Origin of the sequence: Rickettsia sp. TH2014, from assembly GCF_019249195.1 — a bacterium.
GTDB lineage: Bacteria > Pseudomonadota > Alphaproteobacteria > Rickettsiales > Rickettsiaceae > Rickettsia > Rickettsia felis.
This window is the reverse complement of the sequence record NZ_MXAX01000242.1, coordinates 1-21,222: the sequence shown is the minus strand read 5'-3', so window position 1 is coordinate 21,222 and position 21,222 is coordinate 1. Positions and strand designations below refer to the sequence as shown.

Below are 21,222 nucleotides of genomic sequence, written 5' to 3'. Positions count from 1 at the left end.
ATAATTTTTATAATGTCTGTAAGATTAAATCTTGACTTCTACAATCAATTGTCTTAGATAACTCTGACGTCTTTACTGCGACCTGTAGGTTTTATGCTGCTAGGGCTACTTGAAGATTTGGAGCTTTGCTGTGCCTGTGTTCCAATTTGCTTCGCTTCTTTTGCTAAGTTTTCAAATTTGTCTTTTAAGCTTTTTGTATTACCTTCTTTTATATGTGTATCCTCACTAGCTTCTATATAACTCTTAGTTTGCCTTTTAGGTGCATTATCTTTAGATTGAGCATGCTTAGAATGTTCTATTAAAAATTTTGTACGAGGTCTTATTAGTTCATTCTCTTTCCCTGTACCTTTCTGTTTTTCTTCCTCCCATTTATCCCATGCCTCCGGTGATGTCCAGTATCTTGTTATTTTACTATCAAAGCCTTTTTCAAATTTGTTTATTAAATTTTTGGTGCTATTCTCTTTAATTTCTTTACCTCGATTTTCAAACTCAAAATTTTTCTTAGGAGTTATATAGTCAGATTGAGTATTTTCATGTTGTTTTTCTACAGTCTGTTTCTTTTCTTCTGTCCAGTATTTTTTGATTTTGCTGTCAGTGTCTGCTTCAAATTTTGCTATTCTATCTTTTATACCGGTAACTGCTCCTGTAGATATTTTAGGTTGTTCTTGGGTTGATTGCTTAGTATGTTTCGTAGATGTATTTTTAGATAATTCATAAGTAAAAGATTCTAAACGAGATAAGTTCTTTTGAACTTTTTCTATATTGGAATTTAAATATTCTATTTCGGGTCCTTTATATTCTATTATATTTTTTAATGTAGTATTAATTTCTACAAAAGATTCTTTAATCTCGTTATTAAACTTATCATCACTATTACTTATCTTACTACAATTAGTAGAAATTTTTTGGAGCTTATCTAATATATCATTAATTCTCTCATCTTTTTGAGAAGTCGATACCATACTTGCTAAAAATTCACTTCTTCCTAAATTTCTATTAACATTACTTAAATATAGAGGTATGGTAGAGGCTTTAGTGTAATCTTGTGGAAATTTATCTATCTCTTCTTTAAATCTCTTTAAGAACTTTATTGTATCACCGAATATAGGATGAGTATTCCAGGAAAGAGCAGGAGGAGCCGGTATTGCTTCCTGCATTGGAGATGTATCTTTAGCTAATTCATCATTAAATAAATTGCGTATTTTAGGTAATACATTGTCGATATTAACATGTCTTGGTGATGTATCTATAAATAGTTTTTCATTTTGTAGCTCAGATATATAATCATCTACTGCTTCTTTTAATTTATCTAAAATGGCACTATTTTGGGAAGGAGGTAGCATTCCGGTGTCATCCCACTCTAAATCAGTATCAGTAGTTAGCATTCCGGTATCATCCCACTCTAAAGCGATATTATCGCTTCTACGCTCCTCACGAGGATCAGTTAGCTTATAGTAGTTTTTATTTAACAAACGAGGATCACGTGAATTTTCGCTCTTTTCATATTCCTGAATTTCTTCAAATATACCTAGTGTTTTATAAATATTATCTATTTCTTCTTGAGTAAGTCTTTCATTGCTTACTTCTTTTTGTTGGATAGATTTTTGTAGTTCTTTTGTTGCCGTTAACTTATCTTTTGTTGTATTTGAATTTGATAAAATTTTCGCTTGTGCTAAATCAAGAGTTTCAATTAAATTAGTAGAGCTGCTTTTTCCAAATGTGGTAGATAATGCTTCTTGACTCGAACCGATTCCTGAATCAATAGAAGAAGATCTAGAAACATTATTAGATTTAGGCTTAATATTTGCTTGTTGTACATAAGATTTTCCGGCATCTATTAATATTTTATCAGTGTATTGTTCTAGTTCATTGAATAAGTTTTCTAGTTTTGCAAAAAGTTCTGTTGAGGAATGTACTATTGCCGGTGATAACTTAGGTATAGAATCTTCAGGTATAGTTTCTAAAGAAGGAGAATATTTACCTGTTTCTTTCTGTAGTACTGATTCATTTTGCCTTATTAAATTTGATATATTTTTAAATTTATTTGCTAATTCTTCAGATAATATATCAATCTGGTTATTGTTATTACTTCCGGCATATAAGACTAGAGCCTCCTTTATATTTTGCGAGATATTATCTGCATGATCTATTAATAACATCTTATATTGTAAATCTAATTCGCTTGAATTATTAGTATTACGGAAGTAATTTTTATTTACTGATATGCTTTTGCTGAGTATATTTTTAGATGCTTCTATAAGTTCTTTTTGCCCTCTCTCTTCTTTATTTTTTAATTCTTCAAATAAATTTTGTAAACCGTCTGAAAAATCCCCGGCATTATCAAGGTATAAAAATTTACTTCTTATAATCTCTTGTGCTTTTTGATTGGAAGCTTGTTGAGCTTTTTGTTTCCCTTGCATTGCTCTTAGAAGGATATTCTTATCTAATGAATTAATCACATCATAAAAATTTTTCATTTCGTCTAATTTTTCTCTAGGTTCTTTTATTTTTTGTAATCTTTCTCTTAATTCTTGAAATTTATCCCATTCATGTTGTTCAAGAAAAAATTTTTCTATTTTTGTATTTTTAGCATTAGGGCTTCCTCCGCTACTCAGGATTTTATTTCTAGCTGCCTGTAATCTAGATGGTTGATGAGAGTTGATATTATTAATCAAATCTAAAATTTCTTTTGATGTCTTATTAAATTCTTCATTATTAGTTGGATTTTTGATTGTTTCTTGAACTGTTTCCCTTAACTTTATTATCTCTTCTTTAAGGCTAAGCTCTACTTTTTGTTGACTGTGTGTTATAGCTTGTGCGTTTTTTTGTGAGGTAAGTATTTTTTTATCTTGCTGTATATTTAAGTTACTTTTCCCTACTTTCTGAACAACTTCTTCCATCAATTGCAATAGATTAATGTTGCTCTTTATTTCTAATCCTTGCTCATTAGTGATCGGTAATGAATTACTTAGTCTTAATAATTCTGAAAAATCTGAAGGGGATATTAGGACATCAAGTTGAGCCTTGGTTTTTCTACCTTTTCCATCTTCCTTAAAGCCTTCAACTTTACCAATACTAATAGGTAGATTTTTTAAATAAATTTCTTTACTAGCACCTTGTATATTTTTATCAGTTACCACTTTGTTTGCTACTTTGAAGTTAGCTTGTTGCTGAGAAACATACGGTCCAGGCTTTCTAGGGTCTATTTTGTTTATTAGAGCTTCTATAAAATTAGTTGTACGTGTTATAGCTAGTTTATCTGCTTCTAAAATATTATTTAAATTAGTATTTTTTATTAAATAAAGATTGCTTATTAGCCGGTCTAATTCATTCTTATGTTTCATAATTTCCTTCTATTAATAAAAATAAACCAAAATGTAATACCATTTATGTTAAATTAACAATACTAATAATTAGTATTAATTCAATATTTTAAATCTTGTTACATTTGTGCTTCAATAATATAATTTTATCATTTATTTTATCGTGTCAATGAGTTTTTTAACTCTCTCAACTGATTTGTCGAATAATGCCTTTTCTTCTTTAGTTAGCTGCAGTTCTACTACTTTTATGACGCCCTCTTTACCTATAATAATAGGTACTCCGGCATATAAATCATTAACCCCATATTCACCTTGTAGATAAGCGGCACAAGTTAGAATTTGACGTTTATCTTTTAAATATGCTTCAAGCATTTCTATTGCTGAGGCTGCAGGGGCATAATAAGCAGAACCTGTTTTAAGTAATGCAACAATCTCACCGCCGCCGCTTCTAGTGCGATCGATTATTTTTTCAATATTCTCATTACTTGATAAGCCCATTTTTATTAGGTCGGGTATCGGTACGCCCGATATTGTAGAATATCTTGCAAGAGGTACCATTGCATCACCATGACCGCCGAGAACTGTGCTATTAACATTGCTCACCGATACTTTAAACTCTTCGGCAAGAAAAAGATTAAATCTTGATGAGTCAAGTACGCCTGCCATACCTATTACTTTATTATGAGGTAGTCCGCTTTCTTTAAGCATGACATATACCATAACATCAAGCGGATTGGTAATTACTATTACAAAAGCATTCGGAGCATATTTTTTTATATTTTGTGCTACGTCTTTCATAATTTTGGTATTAACGCTAATTAAATCGTCTCTACTCATTCCTGGTTTTCTTGGTAAACCGGCAGTAATAATTATTGCATCAGACCCTTCAATATCTTTATAGTCGTTTGTACCTTTTATTTTGATGTCAGAACCGACTATTGTACCGGCTTGCATGAGATCAAGAGCCTTGCCTTGCGGTATTCCTTCAGTCACGTCAAATAACACGATATCACCGAGTTCTCTAAGGCTAATTAAGTGAGCAAGCGTACCACCTATGTTACCGCTACCTATTAATGAGATTTTTGGATTTTTTTTCATTATTCCCTCTACAAATATTAAATATGCCTATTACTATATTACAAATAGATTCAAGAAAAAAGAATTTTTAAATTATATTATTAATTGGTTAATTCATAAAAATTAACCATTCACATTGATTTTATTAAAATAGATTAATATAATGCCGAATCGAAAATACCATGAAACATGGAATTTTAATAAAATAACTAAAAAAAGAAGATAAATATGCCTAAAATTTCTAAGTTAATCAATATTTTTAAATCTTGTATAAGAAAGGGGAGTAATGCAAAAGAATATAAAACCGTTCCAGATGTGTTTCATGATTTACGCATTAGTATTAACAATAGTCTTAATAGTAAAGATGTAAGCTTTGATACGGTAGATAGCCCAGAAAACAAAGGTACCCTACATCATGTAACTGACCTAGTAGAACTTAAAGAGTTACTTCAAAAAAATATTGATCCTAATATACAAGATGAGAATGGTTATACTGCTTTAGAAGTTACAGGTAATTTTGAAAAAGCCAAAATGTTACTTGAATATGGTGCTACGGTGAATGACTATAAACAGAGGGGTGAAATATTATATTACTGTGGTCGTAACTCAGTAGAAAACAAAATTATTCTTCACTATTAATGTATAATAATGCTAATACTAACTTTACAAAAGCAAACTTAGTAAGACATTGTAAAGAACCACATGAAGAGGCAGAGCGGTTAATAAAACGAATTGAAAAAATAAAGGGCTTAATATATCAAAGTCAAGAAGTAGAAACGTTAAGAGTATATATTGATAGATTGCAGAACTTAAAAAATAAATATGACGAAGCAAACCAAGATATTTCAAAAATAATATTAGATTATATTGAAAATCAAGAGAGTGATAGTTTAAAAAGCTAAACTTGTTACTACTTGTCAAAATTTAGGGTTAATCGAAGATTATTCGGAAGTAGCTCAAGAAAATGCATTATATAAGTGTTTGGATGAGGCTTTTGATTTACTTGATCAAGGATTAATAGGAGAGGATGCTTAAAATACAGTAGTTTGAGCAACTATTACGTGGATCGATTTAGTGGTCAAACCGATCTTGTTGTATGGCTTGTTTTATGTCATTCCCGCGTGAATACCACCACACGTCATTGCGAACATTCGTAGAATGCGTGGCAATCTCATGAAATAATAACAAACTCCTGAGATTGCTTCGTCGAATTACTACGTAACTCTTCTCGCAATGACGGAAAAGCAGGTCCACGCAACAACACCAATGTCTTACAGGATGATACACAAAATTGTCAACGTTTTATCATCTTATTATAGTGTTCCGATAAAACTTTTACGCCGTATAGCCATAATAGACATACGATTACAAAGCTAAACATCAATAAACCGGCTATGTCGTTATGTACGGCGTTCGGGAAAATACTAAAGGATATGAATTGAATAATAGCGCCTATTGATTTACCGATTTTAGTGCCCATAACATCAACGGCAGCTTTACCTTTAGTCTTCATTTCACTATCGAGCGGAATATATACCATTTCTTTAGTAGCATCAAAAAGTGAATATTTTACGGATTTGGAAAGTACATGCCAAAGTCCGCCGATAAAAACTATAACGACAAGCGGCGCACTATAGCCTAGAGTATTTACAATATTTCCTAGGTGCATTTCAAAAACCGTGAATGAAAAGAACATAACGCCTGCTCCAAACATCATAATCGGTGTTATAATAGCCCCCCAAAACCAGCCGCATATTCTAATTAAACTACTTCCTAAAAACGCACTAACTAATGTGAGTACTCCCGTCCAAAAAAACACTTCACCGTGATAGGATATAAAATCCTTTGTAGCAGGATAGAGTTGTTTTACTTTTGACATCCATAATCCTTCTATTAGGCTAATACTCATAGAATAAGACATTACAAGAAGACAAATAAAACCGAGATATCTAGAAGTTAATATTACTTTTGCACTTTCGACTAAGCTTAATTTTAATATATCCGTTCTTTGATTTTTAAATTTAATATTTTTGTCTGCTTCTACGACTGATTTATCAATAAGTTTATGAAGAGCTAGACAAATTAATCCTGATATTAAAATAATCGTAATAAAGGATTTTAAAAGGATTTCATTTGTATCGTTTAGATGAGAAAATAAAGGTAATAAGAAATGCTCACTCTTAGCAAAATAAATAATCACGGTTCCTGAGATGAGTAAATTAGTTTGTCCAAATAAAGTAAAAAATGAGTAAAATCTCGGTGCTTCTTCGACTTTAGTAATTTTATTTGCAAGCTGCCAATATAAAAGAGTAAATACTATAACCGGCCATAATTCCCCCATAATATAAAATAATACTAAACTCCACTGTCCCCAAATTATTAAAAACCATTTTAAGTGAGGAAGAACAGTGATATAGTGCTTAATCAATTCGGGATCGGGATGAAAAAACTCTCTGTACGGAAATAAAATAAAACCAAAAATTGCAAAGAAAAATAAAAAAGTGCCGGTAATTATCCTAAAAACTTGCTCTGTTGTCATAATATTACAGAGTTTAGAATAAAGAATAACGAATAAAATTCCCATAGGCATTTCGCCCCAAAGTTTGATAAAACTCAATACTTCCGAGCTAATTAAGGTAACAACAAAACTATCTTTAATACTACGAACTAAGTTTTGATTAAGTAGAATAAAAAACATTAGTAAAGCCATCGGGATGAATTTGGTTAATTCATACGATCTAATCGGCCATACTATATGCCTAAATTTACTGTTTCTGGCTTTATTCCAAATTGCGAAGTTAGAATCCACGACATCCATTGATTTACTATGAGCTTATTTTTTTAGTACCGGAGTGGATGCTAGAGTTGTCATTGCGAGAAGAATTACGTAGTAATCGACGAAGCAATCTCAGGAGTATTATTTCATGAGATTGCCACGCAGCCTAAGGCTGCTCGCAATGACGGAAAAACCGTTCCACGCAACAAGACTTTTGCAGGGATGACCCCCAGCGTTTTTCAAAAACTGTCCGGCTATATTATTTTTTATGCAACCTAGACTATAATAAAAACTATGTCAAGATTTTTTAAAATAGTCTCATATTTTATTGTTAATTACATTTGTTATATACTCGATGAACTTGAAAAATTGGCTACGTCGTTCTACAAGATCTGTGATGCTCACGTATTAAGTAGCTGCTGCCGCTCCTTGTCTTGTGAACTCCTTACTCTTTTCCAAGTTGATCTTCGTATACCAACTATTCATTTACGCAGAGTATACTCAATCGCTGCTTTAATGAACTGAATAAATAACGGATGAGCTTCAAAAGGCTTAGATTTAAATTCCGGATGAAACTGTACTCCTACGAACCAACGAAGTTCCGGTAGTTCAATTATTTCTACAATCTCTTCATCCTTTGAAAAACCGCTAAATACTACTCCGTTTTTTTCAAAAATATTTTGAAATTCATTATTAAATTTATATCTATGACGATGTCTCTCATTTATTTCAAGGCTTTTATAAGCACTAGCTGCAATGGTACTTGCAACCAAACTACAAGGATAAGAGCCGAACCTCATAGTCTTTTTTACATTTTCAATTGTTATTTTTGAGTCTTCACAGTTTTTATTTATTTTCTCAATAATTTTCGTACCGTCTACTTTAAATTCTGCCGTTACTGCATCTCTAATACCGATTAAGTTCTGAGCTATTTCGATCGTTGCAAGTTGCATACCGAAACATATTCCAAAAAAAGGTATGTTGTTAGTACGGGCATATGTTATTGCTATAATTTTTCCTTTAGTTGCCCGTTCTCCAAATCCACCTGGTACTAAAATACCATCTATATTTAATAATTTTTTATTAATAATCTCTTCAGTTAGATTTTCAGCATTTATCCATACTAAATCAATTTTGTATTTGTAATAAATACCTGCATGATCAAGTGCCTCGATTACTGATTTATCAGCATCTTTTAATTTATGATATTTAGCTATTATAGCAATTCTTACTTTTGAATTAGAATCTTTTAGCCTACCAATTATATCATACCATTTATCTAATTTGGACGGTACGACATTAATATTAAAAAATTTTAGTACTTTATTGTCAAGACCTGAATTATGATACGCAATCGGTACTAAATATATATTTTTTTGATCTATTGCCGGAATAACATACTCAGATTCTATATTACAAAATAAAGCTATTTTATCTATTTCGCTTTTTGAAATGTTCCGTTCTGCACGACATACTAGTATATTAGGTGTAATACCTATAGTGCGTAATTCTTTAACTGAGTGTTGGGTAGGTTTTGTTTTTAATTCACGGGCGGTTTTAACATAAGGTAATAATGTTAAATGAATAAATAAACAATTTTCGTTTTTTAATTTGTTACCGATTTGTCTTATAGCTTCAAAAAACGGTAGACCTTCAATATCACCGACTGTACCACCTATTTCACAAATAATAAAATCAAAGCCCTTGGTGTTTGAAAGTATAAAATCTTTTATTATATTTGTAACATGCGGGATGATTTGAACGGTAACGCCGGTGTAATTTCCTAAACGCTCATCTTTAAGTAATTTTGAGTATATAGCTCCTGTTGTGATGCTGTCAAACTTGCACGAGGAAACTCCGGTAAAACATTCATAATGTCCAAGATCTAGATCGTTTCTGCTCCATCATCCGTTACATATACTTCCCCATGTTCGTGAGGATTCATAGTCCCAAGGTTGACGTTAAGATAAGGGGCTAGTTTTCGTACGCAGACTTTAAATCCTTTTGCTTGTAGTAGCATAGCAAGAGATGCTGCCGCTAGACCTTTACCGAGTGATGAAACAACGCCGCCGGTAACAAAAATGAAACGTACCATTATTTATTATAAACCTAGTTTACTAATATTTTCGTAAAATTTTACTGCTTTTTTTAAGTCTTCTTCCGTATCTACGGAAATAGGAACATTCTCAACTAAACATGTACCTATAGTCATGCCGTTTTCAAGAACACGTAATTGTTCTAAATGTTCTGTTTTTTCTAAAAAAGCTGGCTTAAGAGATACAAATTTTTCTAAAGCGTTTTTGCGAAAACCATACATGCCTACATGATATAAAAATTCTTCTGCACCGTTTGGAATAAGACTACGCGAAAAATACAATGCTTTCCCCGCCGAGTCAACCGCTACGGTAACATTACTACTAGCTTCTACTGATTCCCTATCTACCTTTACTACCGGTGTAACAATATCGTACTCGCTGTTTTTTAAATATTCTATAATTTTCAAAATAGAGCTAGGTTCAATGAAAGGTATATCTCCCTGTACATTAACTATGTAATTAATGTTTTGATTATTTGGAATTAATTTAAAAGCTTCATAAGTACGATCAGTACCGGTTGGGATAGCACTATCCGTGAATATTACTTTTCCTCCGACTTTTTTAATAATATTTGCTATCTCTTCCGAGTCGGTCGCAACATATGTATGCTCAAGGTTAGCATGATTTACTTGTTTGAATACCCGCTCGATTAAAGTTATAGAGCCGATAAGCTGCAGCGGTTTTTGTTTAAGCCTAGTTGAACTTAGCCTTGAGGGGATAATTATGGCCACATCCTGATGCTGCATAAACTTCCTATATATTAAATTAAAAAATAATTGTTGACAGATTAGCCTTTTTCGGCGATAAAGTAAAACATAATTTTTGAATATATTTTGTCATTGCGAGCGACTGCAAGGAGCGTGGCAATCTTAGGAAGTAGGGCTCCTGAGATTGCTTCGTCAATTATTTCATAATTTCTTCGCAATGACGTAGGTTTTAATATATTTCAGAGCTCGTAGCTCAGTCGGTAGAGCATTTGACTTTTAATCAAAGGGTCCCGGGTTCGAATCCCGGCGAGCTCACCATACTTCTACACTGTGGGTTTGTAGCTCAGCTGGTTAGAGCACACGCCTGATAAGCGTGAGGTCGGAAGTTCAAGTCTTCTCAAACCCACCATTCAATCCACTAAAATCTATATTACATATTTAAAGTAGAATAAGAAATATTAGATTAATCAATAATTTCTTTGTATATATAACATTTTTCTCGATGAGTCTTTTTAGAGGCAGGAAGAGGTTAGGGGGTAAATTATCAAGAGCAAACCACTGCCAGTTTTCTACTTTATGAGGTTCAAGGTTCTGTAATTCATGCTCATTTAAACAATGAGCTTTAAGGAAAATAGAGACGTAATGTTTCTGTTCTATTTCAAAGACGTCGTTAGTCACAGCTATAAATCGTGGGTTTTCAATAATCAGATTTGTTTCTTCTAAAACTTCACGAATAGCACATTCTTCAAATGTTTCTCTAAATTCTAAATGTCCACCGGCAGGAGTATAACTAGACTCACCATGGGAACTAATACGTTTACCTAATAAAATTTCATTTCTATTATTAAAGATTAAAATACTGATTCCAATGCGGGGGTGGTTAGTCATATCTAACTATTAACTCGTGATTGACTTATTAATAGCTTATGTTAGTTTCCAAATCAAATAAAAAATATTGCTTATTCAGATACCGTAAGCTATTTGTAGATTATATTTAATATTTACCTGTAGTTATGAATTCTACCAATCACTCACAAAATAATCGCTTAACTCTCTCATGGCTCAAACTCGGTATTTTATCTTTGGGGTTTGCAGGTTTATATTCGGTTATTTTGGTAGTGTTACGTACTCCTCAATTATCGAGCTTTTTTCCAAACCCACATATTTTCAAATCTGCTTTAATTATTCATGTTAATTTATCGGTATTGATTTGGTTATTGTCCGTTACAGCTAGTGTTTGGGGGTGTGAAACGTCATTGCGAGGCGAGGCAAAGTCTCGACGCGGCAATCTCAAGAATTTTGCACTGCTTCATGAGATTGCCACGCTCTCTACGTTCGCTCGCAATGACGTGTTTCGTCTTTACCCTAAACTCGCTTTTCTAGCTACTCTTCTAATCGCTATTTCTCCAATAGCGGGGCATAATCCGGTGATGAATAATTATATACCGATGCTTGAGAATATAGTGTTTATTTTGGGGTTAAGCTTATTTGGCGTTACGTTGTTGTTATACGCTATAAATATTTTATATTTCTTCGATTGGACGAACTTAAATAATCTAGTTAATTTTACAATATTATCGACCATTATAATGTTTATTTTAAGCTTTGTTTGTTTTGGATTGTCTTATAAAGGCTTACAAAATATCATTCAAATTATTCCAATCGAGATAGAATTTTATTATGAATTACTTTTTTGGAGCGGAGGTCATTTATTACAATTTATATATACTCAAATATTAATATTTATTTGGATTGTCTTATTTCAGAAGCTAATAGGCAGAGAATTAAAATTCCAAAAATTTTATCTGTTCTTACTTTATTTGAATTTTATTTTTGGCGTTCTTATAGTTTGCGGTCATATATCTTATGATATTATTGATGGTAGTTTTAAAGAGTTTTATACAAACCATATGAAATATTTAGGAGGTATTACCCCTGTTTTATGTTTGGCCGGTATGGGGGGTGAGGGGGTATGTCACTGTACCGTCATTGCGAGCGACTGTAAGGAGCGTGGCAATCTCAGGATGTTTGCTGAGATTGCTTCGTCAATTGCTATGCAATTTTCTCGCAATGACGATATCACTAAAACCACCCTCCTGTGCTCTATTACTTTATTCCTACTTGGGGGGCTTATTGCCATGAACATCACCGGTATAGATGTAGTAATCCCTGCACATTATCACGGCTCTATAGTAGGGATTAGCATTGCTTGTATGGGGTATAGTTATTTGGGTATCAATGTCATTTCTGTCCGCTATGTCATGCCCGCAGAAGCGGGAATCCAAAAAAAAATATTAGAAAAAATGGATTCCCGCCTCTGCGGGAATGACATAAGGGGCTACGGCACGACATTTGCCGTCTACCTCCTAACATTCGGGCAGATTCTGCACATACTCGGGCTAGCATTCGCCGGTGGTTACGGTGTTATGCGGAAAGATCCAAATAGTGTAATGCCAATGTCAGCTAAGCTATTAATGGGTATGATGGGCGGGGGAGGGCTCATTGCTATAGTAGGCGGCTTGATGTTTGTTTATATTTGTGGTAAAACAATGTTTTTAAAAAGTATAAAACTAGAACATGAGTAAACCAACTAGAGAAGAAGCTAAAGAAGCGGTAAGAACGTTACTAAAATTTATCGGTGAAGATCCAAATAGAGAAGGGTTACTTAAAACTCCTGAGAGAGTAATTAATAGCTATGAAGAGATATTTGCCGGTTATGAAAAAGATATAGCTGAGATATTAAGTACTAAATTTTACGATACTTGTAATTTTCAGGACTTTATCTCGTTGGAAGGCATAAAATTTACCTCTTTTTGCGAACATCATATGTTACCTTTTAACGGTACGGTACATATAGCTTATATTCCCGATAATTGTATTATCGGTATAAGTAAGCTAGCACGAATAGTAAATATTTTTGCTAGAAGGCTACAAATTCAAGAAAAAATGACGGTACAAATAGCAGAAAGCGTACAGGAGAATTTAAAACCGCTTGGCGTTGCCGTTAAGATTTCTGCTTTACATAGTTGTATGTCGATGCGCGGGGTGATGCAAGATAATAGCGTTATGAACACTATGCATTATACGGGTATATTTGCCGAGCAGCAGAAATATCGCCATGAGTTTTTGAATCTTACCGCTAAAAGGTAAGTGTATGTTCATCGTCATTGCGAGCGACTGAAAGGAGCGTGACAATCTCAGGTTTTTGGCATGAGATCGCTTCGTCAAAACTTACAGTCTTTCCTCGCAATGACGATTAGGCGCCCACGCAGGCAATGCCTTCTCGCAATAACGGAAAATACACTAAACTAAAAAAATTCTATGTTATTATCAAAATATTTTTTACCTGTTTTAAAGGAAGAGCCAAGTGAAGCTCAAGTAACTTCGCATAAATTAATGCTTAGAAGTGGAATGATTAGGCAGCAAGCGACAGGTATTTATACATGGCTTCCGCTTGGCTTAAAGGTACTTAAGAATATCGAGAATATAGTACGCTCGAATATGAACAAAGCAGGAGCTTTGGAAGTTCTAATGCCTTGTATTCAGCCGGCACATTTATGGATGGAATCGGGACGTTTTGATAACTACGGTAAAGAAATGCTGAAATTTCAAGATCGTCATGATAATACTTTACTATTTGGCCCGACTAATGAAGATATGATTACGGATATTTTCCGTCATAATATTAAGTCATATAAGGATTTGCCAAAAAATCTTTATCACATCCAATGGAAATTTCGTGATGAGATTAGACCCCGTTTTGGTGTTATGAGAGGACGAGAGTTTTTAATGAAAGATGCTTATTCTTTTGATATAAACGAAGAAAATGCCGTTAAGACCTATAACCAAATGTATCAGGCTTATATCAATACTTTCAGGGATTTAGGCGTGTTTGCTATCCCGGTTATTGCCGATAACGGTCCGATTGGCGGCAATTTAAGCCATGAGTTTCATATTATTGCCGAAACCGGTGAAAGTACTATTTATTACGATAAAAGATTTAAGACTTTAAAAGATAATCCTAATATGGAAGTAGAGGAAATTAAAAGCTGGTACGCAGCAGCCGAAGAAAAGCATGATTTGAATAAATTGCCTTCCTCTTCACAAGCAATAACTAGCAGTAAAGGAATAGAAGCCGGGCATATTTTTTATATCGGCTCAAAATACTCTGTTAATATGAACGCTCTTATTAATGATGAACACGGTAAATTAACCCCTGTAGAAATGAGTTCTTACGGCATAGGTATTTCAAGGTTAGTGGCAGCTATTATAGAAGCAAATTGCGATGAGAAAGGTATTATATGGCCTTTGAGCGTTGCTCCTTTTAAAGCTTCTCTAATTAATTTAAATATTCATGATAGTAAATGCGTAGAGCTGGCGGCAAAAGTTTATAAAGAGCTATCTGCTCAAAACATCGAGGTACTATATGACGATACTGATGCACGACCAGGCAGTAAATTCGCAACGCATGACCTTATCGGCTCACCTTATCAAATTATAATCGGTCCTAAAAAAGCAGCAGATGATATTGTTGAACTAAAAAACCGTAAAACCGGAGTGATTGAGGATATTGAGGTAGATGATTTATCTAAACAAAGCAAAGTTTTATTCATATAATTGTTATGTTCAGGTTGTCCTCGATGGCATGAGTATGGTACATAATGCGGACCATAAGCGATAGAAATCTTTAATAAATCAAGGGCTAATATAGTATTTTATAAAAAATTTTGAAAATATCTCTAAAATTGTAAAATTTTGTCGAACCTCTGAATAGTTGATTAAAATAAGGATTGCTCACCTAATATTTGACTAGATGTCCTATGTGGCTAGCCATATGGGATTCGAACCTCTAAACTATGTTATTAATTTTTGCAGGGTGAGCAAAATTAGCAGCTCATAGTACTTTAGCTTAGAATGATTAAAAAATTTTCTTCGTAGACAATGATAGTATCATATGATACTATCATATAATGAGTAACAGACCGCCTTTTCAGATAACTAATACAATCTTGGTATTACTACAAGATATTTCTTATGAGCTTGGTGTTTTAGCCGGTAGCAAGCTTTATTCTCAGCCTATAAAACTTCGCAAAAATAATCAAATTAAAACTATCCACTCTTCTTTAGCAATTGAAGGAAATAATTTAAGCATAAAACAGATAACAGATTTAATAGATGGAAAAAGGGTACTGGCACCGGAAAAGGATATTTTAGAAGTAAAAAATGCTATAAAATTATATAATGATCTGACTATATTTAATCCTTTTAAAGTTGAATCATTGCTAAAAGCACATGAGATATTAATGCAAGGATTAGTAGAAGATAATGAGGAGTGGCGTAAAGGTAATGCCGCTATATTTAAAGGCACAGAGATTATACATTTTGCACATCCGGCAAGCCCACATCTTTATTAATGCAGGATTTATCTGAGTTTATAACACAAGATAAGAACATTTCCGGAATAATTAAGGCTTGTATATTTCATTATGAGTTTGAATTTATCCATCCTTTTTCTGATGGTAACAGGCGAATCGGTAGATTATGGCAACAATTATTACTAATACAAACTAATGAAATTTTTGAATATATTTCCGTTGAAAGTTTGATAAGGAATAATCAAAGTGAATATTATAGTGTTTTAAGTAAGTGTGATACGCTTGGTGAATGACGTTATTTATCGAGTTTATGCTTGATAAAATAGTTGCAGCATTAAGATTATATAGTAATAATATAACATATGAGGCAAGTACTCCATTATATAGAATTGAATTTGCTAAGGTTAATTTAATAGATAAATGGTTTTCTAGAAAAGATTATACTAATATACATAAAAATATTCTACGGCAACGGCTAGTAGAGACTTGTTATACGGTTTAGAGCAGGGGATACTAGAGAGTAAAGGCAACAAGAATCAGAGTTATTATAGGTATACTAACATAGAACTTTAAAAATTTGTTATGTCGTTTTATAAGCTCAATGATGCTGAACGTTTAATATACGCTCCGCTCATTGACTTATAAGCAGCAACAAATATTACAAAACAGCCGGAATGGTTATCAACAAAAGAATCAGAAAAATTTCTTAAAAGTTAGACTGCGGTTTTTTTCATCGTTACCCCGTGGCTTGACTCTCTACTGTACGAATGTTGTAGTTAGCTTGATTATAAAGGCAATTAATGTCATTCTTAGCAACGGCGGGAATCCAGTACTTTAAAGCTTTTTTTAAAGCTCGATTTATCTCGCTTGACCCTAGATTCCCGCCTACGCTGGAATGACACCGAACACATTTTCCAAGTCATGCAACAATGTTGATATGGACACAGTTGATTCACAAGAGATTAACATGAAAAATTTTATAAAATATTTATTTTTTACCGTTTTATATATAGTAGTAACAATAATAGTTGCTTATATGGTTTTGGCTCAAACTATTCCTAATGATGGGCAGTGTCATATGATGGATAGACCGCTTGTTATTCATTACATTTTAGCAACAATTATTACCGCTTTACCGGCACTAATTTTAATATATAGTAGAAGTAAGAAAAAGAAGAAATAAATTATATGATCGGTAAATTAAGCGGTAAGATTGATTCCCAAGGCGATGATTACATTATAATTGACGTAAATGGGGTAGGGTATCTTGTTTATGCTTCAGGTAAAACTTTAGGTAAACTTGCTGAAGGTGAGTTTTATAAACTATTTATCGAAACCCATGTTAGAGAGGAGTATATTCATCTTTACGGTTTTCTGACTCTAGAAGAGAAAAATTTTTTTAATTTGTTACAATCAGTAAACGGTATAGGTACAAGAATGGCTTTATCTATCTTATCAAGCCTTACACCTTCAGATATTCAAATTGCTATAAATAATGAAGATAAAAATGTATTTAAAGCAATATCCGGCGTCGGGGCTAAGCTTGCCGAGCGTATAGTGTTAGAGCTGAAAGGTAAAGTAGTGAAAATATCCAGCGGTTCAGCTATTATTAAAGATAGCTTGAATATTAAGAATATCACGCCCGTCGCATGTAATGAAGTAATAAAAGCTCTAGTAAATCTAGGATTTTCTAGATTTGAAGCTCAACATGCCGTTCAAGGCATCATTATCCAAAACCCCGAAATTTCTATTGATAAGTTAATCAAAACAGCCTTAAAAAACCGAAATGCCGGTCTCTAAATTAAATATTAATTTATTAACATTCTCTTTACTTTTATTTAATTTTGATATATAATACATATTCAAAAAAAATATCATTAAAATTAATAGGTAAAATTATGTCAAAATTAAAAATATTTTTAGCAAGTATAAGTGCTAATAAGTTAATTGCGGAACTAGAAAAAGACCCAGCTACATTAAATATCAACGATGAGATATTACCCCATCATTTGGAAGATTTACTAAAAACTTTAAAAGGAGATGATACTGTAAAACGCTAAAGATTGAAAGTTCTGTATGGAATTCAGCATCATTGCTATCACACAACGGTATAACAGAAAAAAATAAAATAGCATTATTGAAAGCGATACCAAAAATGAATCTAAACGCTTTAGGTTTGACCGGTCTTACTCCAAACAATAGCGATATAGATATTTTTTGTGAAGCAATCAAACATAGCAAAATTAATGAACTTGAGTTTTTTTAGGTAGAGAAATACGTAATGAATCAAAAGCAAAATTATTAACTTCTATAGAAAATAATAAAGCTCTTCTTAATTGCTTGTTTACAGGTCCAAATGATATGTCACAGCAAGAGAAAGAAGAAAAAAAGCATGCACAAGTCAAATTAAGAAGAGAACCGATAAAAATCAGAGTATTTTAGAAGAAGTAGCACAAGTTTTAAAAGATTGGTCTGAAACGCCTAACGATTTGCATAAGGGTACAATTCATAGTTACTTAAAATTATATCAAAAGTTAAATAAAGATAGTGTTATAGAAGAGTTAGAAAAGTTAAAAGTAACTGATGCAAACTTTATTCTAGAAAACGCAGATAAATATATTAACGAGCATTTTTTTGAGATGGTGGGAATCGCAAAAGAGGTATATACTGATGGTTTATTTGTGCCTACTGATATAACTAGTTACATCGTATCTTGTATTGAGGATTTATCTAATATAATAAATAAATCAAGTGATATAGAATCTTAAAATAATTTATAGCATAAAACTATTTTTTAGCTATTATTAATCATTATATTTATGTATCTTTTAATTAATGGATTCCCGCTTTTAGCTAGGAATGACATAAAATGACTAATATATTATCGCCTGAAAAAAGTGAAAATGATCAAGAATTGCCGATAAGACCGTCATATTTGCAAGAATTTGTCGGTCAACAGCAGATTAAAGAAAATCTCTCTGTATTTATTAAAGCTGCAAAATCTCGAAATGAGCATCTTGACCATACTTTATTTTACGGTCCGCCCGGTCTTGGTAAGACTACGCTTGCTAAGATTATCTCTAATGAAATCGGCGGTAATTTCAAATCCACCTCCGGTCCTGCTATACTTAAAGCAGCTGACCTTGCTGCTATCCTAACTAATCTTGAAAAAAACGACGTATTATTTATTGATGAAATTCACCGACTAAATACTTCTGTTGAAGAGGTTTTATATCCTGCTATGGAGGATTTTGAGCTTGATATAATTATCGGTGAAGGACCTGCCGCAAGGTCAGTGAAAATAACCTTGCCGAAATTTACCTTAATCGGGGCCACTACACGCCTTGGGCTGCTTAGTAATCCTTTGCGTGATAGGTTCGGTATTCCTATGCGGCTTAATTTTTATAATACTGAAGAATTGAAGAAAGTTCTAAATAGAGCGAGTAAATTATTTGATATTGATTTGACCGATTCAGGTTCGGAAGAGATAGCAAAAAGAAGTAGAGGAACGCCAAGAATTGCATTAAGATTGCTTCGTCGTATAAGAGATTTTGCAGCAGTTGACGGTAAATCAAGAGTAGATAAAGAAATCTCTGATTTTGGGTTAAATCGTTTGGAAGTTGATCGCATAGGACTTGATAGTAATGATTATCGTTATTTGAAATTCATAGCGGATCATTATAACGGTGGTCCTGTCGGAATTGAAACGATTGCAGCAGCCCTTTCTGAACAGCGTGACGCACTTGAAGAAACCATAGAGCCTTATCTAATACAGACAGGTTTATTACAAAGAACTCCTAGAGGTAGGGTAATCACGATTGCCGCTTTTGAGCATTTGAAAATGCCGATACCTAATCAATCACATCATCAATTTAATATTTTTAACGAGCATGAGTAATAATAATTTAAATGATAGTTATACAGCCGCAGATGTTATAAAAAGACTGATAAAAGATCATGTGAAACCTTACGCATATAAAATATATTTTTCGATATTTTGCATGGTTATTGCAGCGCTTTGTACGGCAGTGATTGTACATGCGGTTAGACCTATTATTGATAAGATTTTTTTAACGCATGATAAGAAAATGCTTATAATAATGCCTATAGTGCTTACTGTAACTTTTTTTATAAAAGGAATTTCAGAGTATTATCAGAATTATCTAATAAAATTTGTTGGGCAGAGGGTACTAAATGATTTGCAGATAAAAATGTATGAGCATTTGTTACTTGCTGATATTTCTTTTATTCAAAACCAATCTTCAGGACGTTTAATATCTCGTTTTACTAATGATATTTCTTTGATGCGTGGGGCTGTTTCTAATTTACTTGTCGGATGTGCTAAACATTCCCTAACTGTAGTATGTTTAATAATAACTATGTTTCATTTAGAACCGCTATTATCTTGCATAGTTTTTCTTGTGTTCCCTTTGGCTGTTTATCCGGTGCAAAGGATGGGTAGAAAGATAAGAAAAATATTTTCACAATCACAAGAGGAGTTTGGGCATTATACTTCTAGGCTTGATGAAACATTTCAGTCAATTAAGATTATTAAATCTTTTGTAGGCGAAAAAATAGAAAGTAATAGAGCATCGTTGATTATTAATAATATTTTAGAGTTCTACAAAAAAACATCTAAGCTAGATGCGATGGTTTCACCGATTATGGAGGGTTTAAGCGGTCTTGCAGTCGGAGGGATGGTTTGGTACGGAGGTAATCTAGTTCTTGAGGGTAAAACAACACCCGGTGCATTATTTGCTTTTTTAGCTGCTTTTGCTGCAGCTTATAGACCGTTTAAAAGTTTGGTATCGTTAAATATTAATTTGCAGGAAGGAATAGCCGCAGCTAAGAGGGTATTTAGTATTTTGGATACCGAACCCCTTATTAAAGATCATGAAGATGCTAAAGAAGTAGATTTATATAATCCACAAATTACTTTTGAAAAACTATCTTTAAGTTTTGAAAGTAAAGTAGCTATAAAATACATAGATTTAAAGCTAGAGCCTCATAAAATGATTGCGTTTGTTGGGCGTTCAGGTAGCGGTAAGACGTCCCTTAGTAATTTATTAGTGCGTTTTTATGATCCAAATGAAGGAAGAATTTTAATTAATAATCATGATATTAAAGATATTAAGCTGACGATGCTTAGAGGTCAGATTTCCTTAGTTACTCAAGATACTCATTTATTTGATACAAGCGTTGCCGAAAATATAGCATACGGTCAGGAAAACGCTACAAGAGAAGAAATAATTGAAGCAGCGAAATATGCAGATGCTCATGAGTTTATTATACATCTGCCGAACGGTTACGACACACAAATAGGAGTGCAGGGGACAACTCTTTCAGGCGGTCAGCGTCAGCGTTTATCTATTGCTAGAGCCTTCTTAAAAGATGTGCCTATTTTAATTTGGGATGAAGCAACAAGCAGCTTAGATCAAGCTTCCGAACAGAAAATTCTAGAATCTTTAAAGAAATTACGCCAAGGAAAAACCACTTTAATCATTACACATCGTTTAAGCAGTATTACCGACCTTGATAACACTATCGTCATGAAAAATGGTGAGATTTGTGAGCAGGGTACTCACACTCAATTGCTTAAGAATAAGGATGAATATTATAGATTGTATAATAAGGAGTTAAGGGAGAACGGTTGAATTATAAAATAAATAGTTTATATTTCTTAATTTTTGTTAACTATTATTGCAATACTAATATTTTCGTCATTGCGAGAAGAATTACGTAGTAATTCGACGAAGCAATCTCAGGAGTTTGTTATTATCTCATGAGATTGCCACGCAGCCTATGGCTCCTCGCAAGACCTTGTTGCGTAGATATAAAAAAAGGGTCATGCCTCCATATTGCAGTTAT

At 33.0% G+C, this 21,222-nt stretch carries 16 protein-coding genes, 2 tRNA genes and 5 pseudogenes; 15 read left to right on the top strand and 8 right to left on the bottom strand.

Translation table 11 applies throughout. The features are described 5' to 3' along the window. Positions 1–53: 53 nt before the first annotated feature. From KYQ89_RS08345 to mdh, 4 genes and pseudogenes are all read right to left on the bottom strand, one after another. A complete protein-coding gene (locus KYQ89_RS08345; RefSeq protein WP_218460661.1) occupies positions 54–236 on the bottom strand; it encodes a hypothetical protein in 183 nt (60 codons plus the stop codon). 147 nt (positions 237–383) lie between these two features. Further along, a pseudogene (locus KYQ89_RS08340) lies at positions 384–761 on the bottom strand (hypothetical protein); the annotation flags it as partial. After that, positions 750–962, bottom strand: a pseudogene (locus tag KYQ89_RS08335) (hypothetical protein); the annotation flags it as partial. The pseudogenes KYQ89_RS08335 and KYQ89_RS08340, both read right to left, overlap by 12 nt. A 2,514-nt stretch (positions 963–3,476) precedes the next feature. Further along, on the bottom strand, positions 3,477–4,421 hold the full coding sequence (gene mdh, locus KYQ89_RS04935; protein ID WP_218460659.1) for a malate dehydrogenase: 945 nt from the start codon (positions 4,419–4,421) through the stop codon (positions 3,477–3,479). 207 nt (positions 4,422–4,628) lie between these two features. Here mdh and KYQ89_RS07890 point away from each other — a divergent pair, with 207 nt between their 5' ends. Both KYQ89_RS07890 and KYQ89_RS04925 read left to right on the top strand, forming a co-directional pair. Continuing rightward, positions 4,629–5,039, top strand: coding sequence for an ankyrin repeat domain-containing protein (locus KYQ89_RS07890; protein ID WP_256621380.1), 411 nt, complete (start codon positions 4,629–4,631; stop codon positions 5,037–5,039). Next, the gene (locus tag KYQ89_RS04925) at positions 5,039–5,302 is read left to right on the top strand and encodes an ankyrin (protein ID WP_218460658.1); all 264 of its coding nucleotides are present in this window, start codon (positions 5,039–5,041) and stop codon (positions 5,300–5,302) included. Before KYQ89_RS07890 ends, KYQ89_RS04925 begins: the two co-directional genes overlap by 1 nt. 392 nt (positions 5,303–5,694) lie before the next feature. Here the strand turns inward: KYQ89_RS04925 and tlc2 are convergent, their stop codons facing one another. The 3 genes and pseudogenes from tlc2 to KYQ89_RS04910 all read right to left on the bottom strand — a co-directional run bounded on the left by tlc2 (position 5,695) and on the right by KYQ89_RS04910 (position 10,018). After that, the gene (gene tlc2, locus KYQ89_RS04920) at positions 5,695–7,218 is read right to left on the bottom strand and encodes a nucleotide exchange transporter Tlc2 (protein ID WP_218460657.1); all 1,524 of its coding nucleotides are present in this window, start codon (positions 7,216–7,218) and stop codon (positions 5,695–5,697) included. 440 nt (positions 7,219–7,658) lie between these two features. Then, positions 7,659–9,271: pseudogene (locus tag KYQ89_RS04915) on the bottom strand (CTP synthase). Between the two features lie 6 nt (positions 9,272–9,277). Beyond that, positions 9,278–10,018, bottom strand: coding sequence for a 3-deoxy-manno-octulosonate cytidylyltransferase (locus tag KYQ89_RS04910; RefSeq protein WP_218460656.1), 741 nt, complete (start codon positions 10,016–10,018; stop codon positions 9,278–9,280). A gap of 203 nt (positions 10,019–10,221) precedes the next feature. On the opposite strand from KYQ89_RS04910, the gene KYQ89_RS04905 reads away from it, so the two are divergent. Beyond that, positions 10,222–10,297: transfer RNA gene (locus KYQ89_RS04905), tRNA-Lys, on the top strand. Positions 10,298–10,311: 14 nt separating this feature from the next. Further along, a tRNA-Ile gene (locus tag KYQ89_RS04900) sits at positions 10,312–10,388 on the top strand. Positions 10,389–10,540: 152 nt separating this feature from the next. Here KYQ89_RS04900 and KYQ89_RS04895 read toward each other — a convergent pair. Further along, positions 10,541–10,867, bottom strand: a pseudogene (locus tag KYQ89_RS04895) (nucleotide triphosphate diphosphatase NUDT15); the annotation flags it as partial. Positions 10,868–10,992: 125 nt separating this feature from the next. On the opposite strand from KYQ89_RS04895, the gene KYQ89_RS04890 reads away from it, so the two are divergent. The 11 genes and pseudogenes from KYQ89_RS04890 to KYQ89_RS04845 all read left to right on the top strand — a co-directional run bounded on the left by KYQ89_RS04890 (position 10,993) and on the right by KYQ89_RS04845 (position 21,008). Beyond that, the gene (locus KYQ89_RS04890; protein WP_218460654.1) at positions 10,993–12,564 is read left to right on the top strand and encodes a cbb3-type cytochrome c oxidase subunit I; all 1,572 of its coding nucleotides are present in this window, start codon (positions 10,993–10,995) and stop codon (positions 12,562–12,564) included. Beyond that, complete coding sequence (folE, locus tag KYQ89_RS04885; RefSeq protein ID WP_218460653.1) at positions 12,557–13,129, top strand: GTP cyclohydrolase I FolE; 573 nt, start codon at positions 12,557–12,559, stop codon at positions 13,127–13,129. The genes KYQ89_RS04890 and folE overlap by 8 nt, the downstream gene beginning before the upstream one ends. A gap of 171 nt (positions 13,130–13,300) precedes the next feature. After that, positions 13,301–14,596, top strand: a complete 1,296-nt coding sequence (proS, locus tag KYQ89_RS04880) for a proline--tRNA ligase (protein ID WP_218460652.1) — start codon at positions 13,301–13,303, stop codon at positions 14,594–14,596. Positions 14,597–14,949: 353 nt separating this feature from the next. Next, positions 14,950–15,927: pseudogene (locus KYQ89_RS04875) on the top strand (Fic family protein). Between the two features lie 394 nt (positions 15,928–16,321). Then, on the top strand, positions 16,322–16,537 hold the full coding sequence (locus tag KYQ89_RS04870; protein ID WP_218460660.1) for a Holliday junction ATP-dependent DNA helicase RuvA: 216 nt from the start codon (positions 16,322–16,324) through the stop codon (positions 16,535–16,537). A 5-nt stretch (positions 16,538–16,542) separates the two neighbouring features. Next, positions 16,543–17,154, top strand: a complete 612-nt coding sequence (ruvA, locus tag KYQ89_RS04865) for a Holliday junction branch migration protein RuvA (RefSeq protein WP_218460651.1) — start codon at positions 16,543–16,545, stop codon at positions 17,152–17,154. Positions 17,155–17,252: 98 nt separating this feature from the next. Continuing rightward, positions 17,253–17,414, top strand: a complete 162-nt coding sequence (locus KYQ89_RS07885) for a hypothetical protein (RefSeq protein ID WP_256621375.1) — start codon at positions 17,253–17,255, stop codon at positions 17,412–17,414. Between the two features lie 32 nt (positions 17,415–17,446). Continuing rightward, positions 17,447–17,620: a hypothetical protein gene (locus KYQ89_RS07880; protein WP_256621373.1), complete on the top strand. Its 174-nt coding sequence runs from the start codon at positions 17,447–17,449 to the stop codon at positions 17,618–17,620. 223 nt (positions 17,621–17,843) lie between these two features. Continuing rightward, entirely contained in the window at positions 17,844–18,122 is a 279-nt protein-coding gene (locus KYQ89_RS04855; protein ID WP_218460650.1) for a hypothetical protein, read from the top strand. A gap of 101 nt (positions 18,123–18,223) precedes the next feature. After that, entirely contained in the window at positions 18,224–19,252 is a 1,029-nt protein-coding gene (gene ruvB / locus KYQ89_RS04850; protein WP_218460649.1) for a Holliday junction branch migration DNA helicase RuvB, read from the top strand. Beyond that, entirely contained in the window at positions 19,245–21,008 is a 1,764-nt protein-coding gene (locus KYQ89_RS04845) for an ABC transporter ATP-binding protein (RefSeq protein ID WP_218460648.1), read from the top strand. Before ruvB ends, KYQ89_RS04845 begins: the two co-directional genes overlap by 8 nt. Positions 21,009–21,222: the final 214 nt, after the last annotated feature.

Bases quoted from the DNA above. Each gene is read 5' to 3' on its own strand.
- mdh (WP_218460659.1), bottom strand. From the start codon at position 4,421: ATGAAAAAAAATCCAAAAATCTCATTAATAGGTAGCGGTAACATAGGT.
- KYQ89_RS07890 (WP_256621380.1), top strand. From the start codon at position 4,629: ATGCCTAAAATTTCTAAGTTAATCAATATTTTTAAATCTTGTATAAGA.
- KYQ89_RS04925 (WP_218460658.1), top strand. From the start codon at position 5,039: ATGTATAATAATGCTAATACTAACTTTACAAAAGCAAACTTAGTAAGA.
- tlc2 (WP_218460657.1), bottom strand. From the start codon at position 7,218: ATGGATGTCGTGGATTCTAACTTCGCAATTTGGAATAAAGCCAGAAAC.
- KYQ89_RS04910 (WP_218460656.1), bottom strand. From the start codon at position 10,018: ATGCAGCATCAGGATGTGGCCATAATTATCCCCTCAAGGCTAAGTTCA.
- KYQ89_RS04890 (WP_218460654.1), top strand. From the start codon at position 10,993: ATGAATTCTACCAATCACTCACAAAATAATCGCTTAACTCTCTCATGG.
- folE (WP_218460653.1), top strand. From the start codon at position 12,557: ATGAGTAAACCAACTAGAGAAGAAGCTAAAGAAGCGGTAAGAACGTTA.
- proS (WP_218460652.1), top strand. From the start codon at position 13,301: ATGTTATTATCAAAATATTTTTTACCTGTTTTAAAGGAAGAGCCAAGT.
- KYQ89_RS04870 (WP_218460660.1), top strand. From the start codon at position 16,322: ATGAAAAATTTTATAAAATATTTATTTTTTACCGTTTTATATATAGTA.
- ruvA (WP_218460651.1), top strand. From the start codon at position 16,543: ATGATCGGTAAATTAAGCGGTAAGATTGATTCCCAAGGCGATGATTAC.
- KYQ89_RS07885 (WP_256621375.1), top strand. From the start codon at position 17,253: ATGTCAAAATTAAAAATATTTTTAGCAAGTATAAGTGCTAATAAGTTA.
- ruvB (WP_218460649.1), top strand. From the start codon at position 18,224: ATGACTAATATATTATCGCCTGAAAAAAGTGAAAATGATCAAGAATTG.
- KYQ89_RS04845 (WP_218460648.1), top strand. From the start codon at position 19,245: ATGAGTAATAATAATTTAAATGATAGTTATACAGCCGCAGATGTTATA.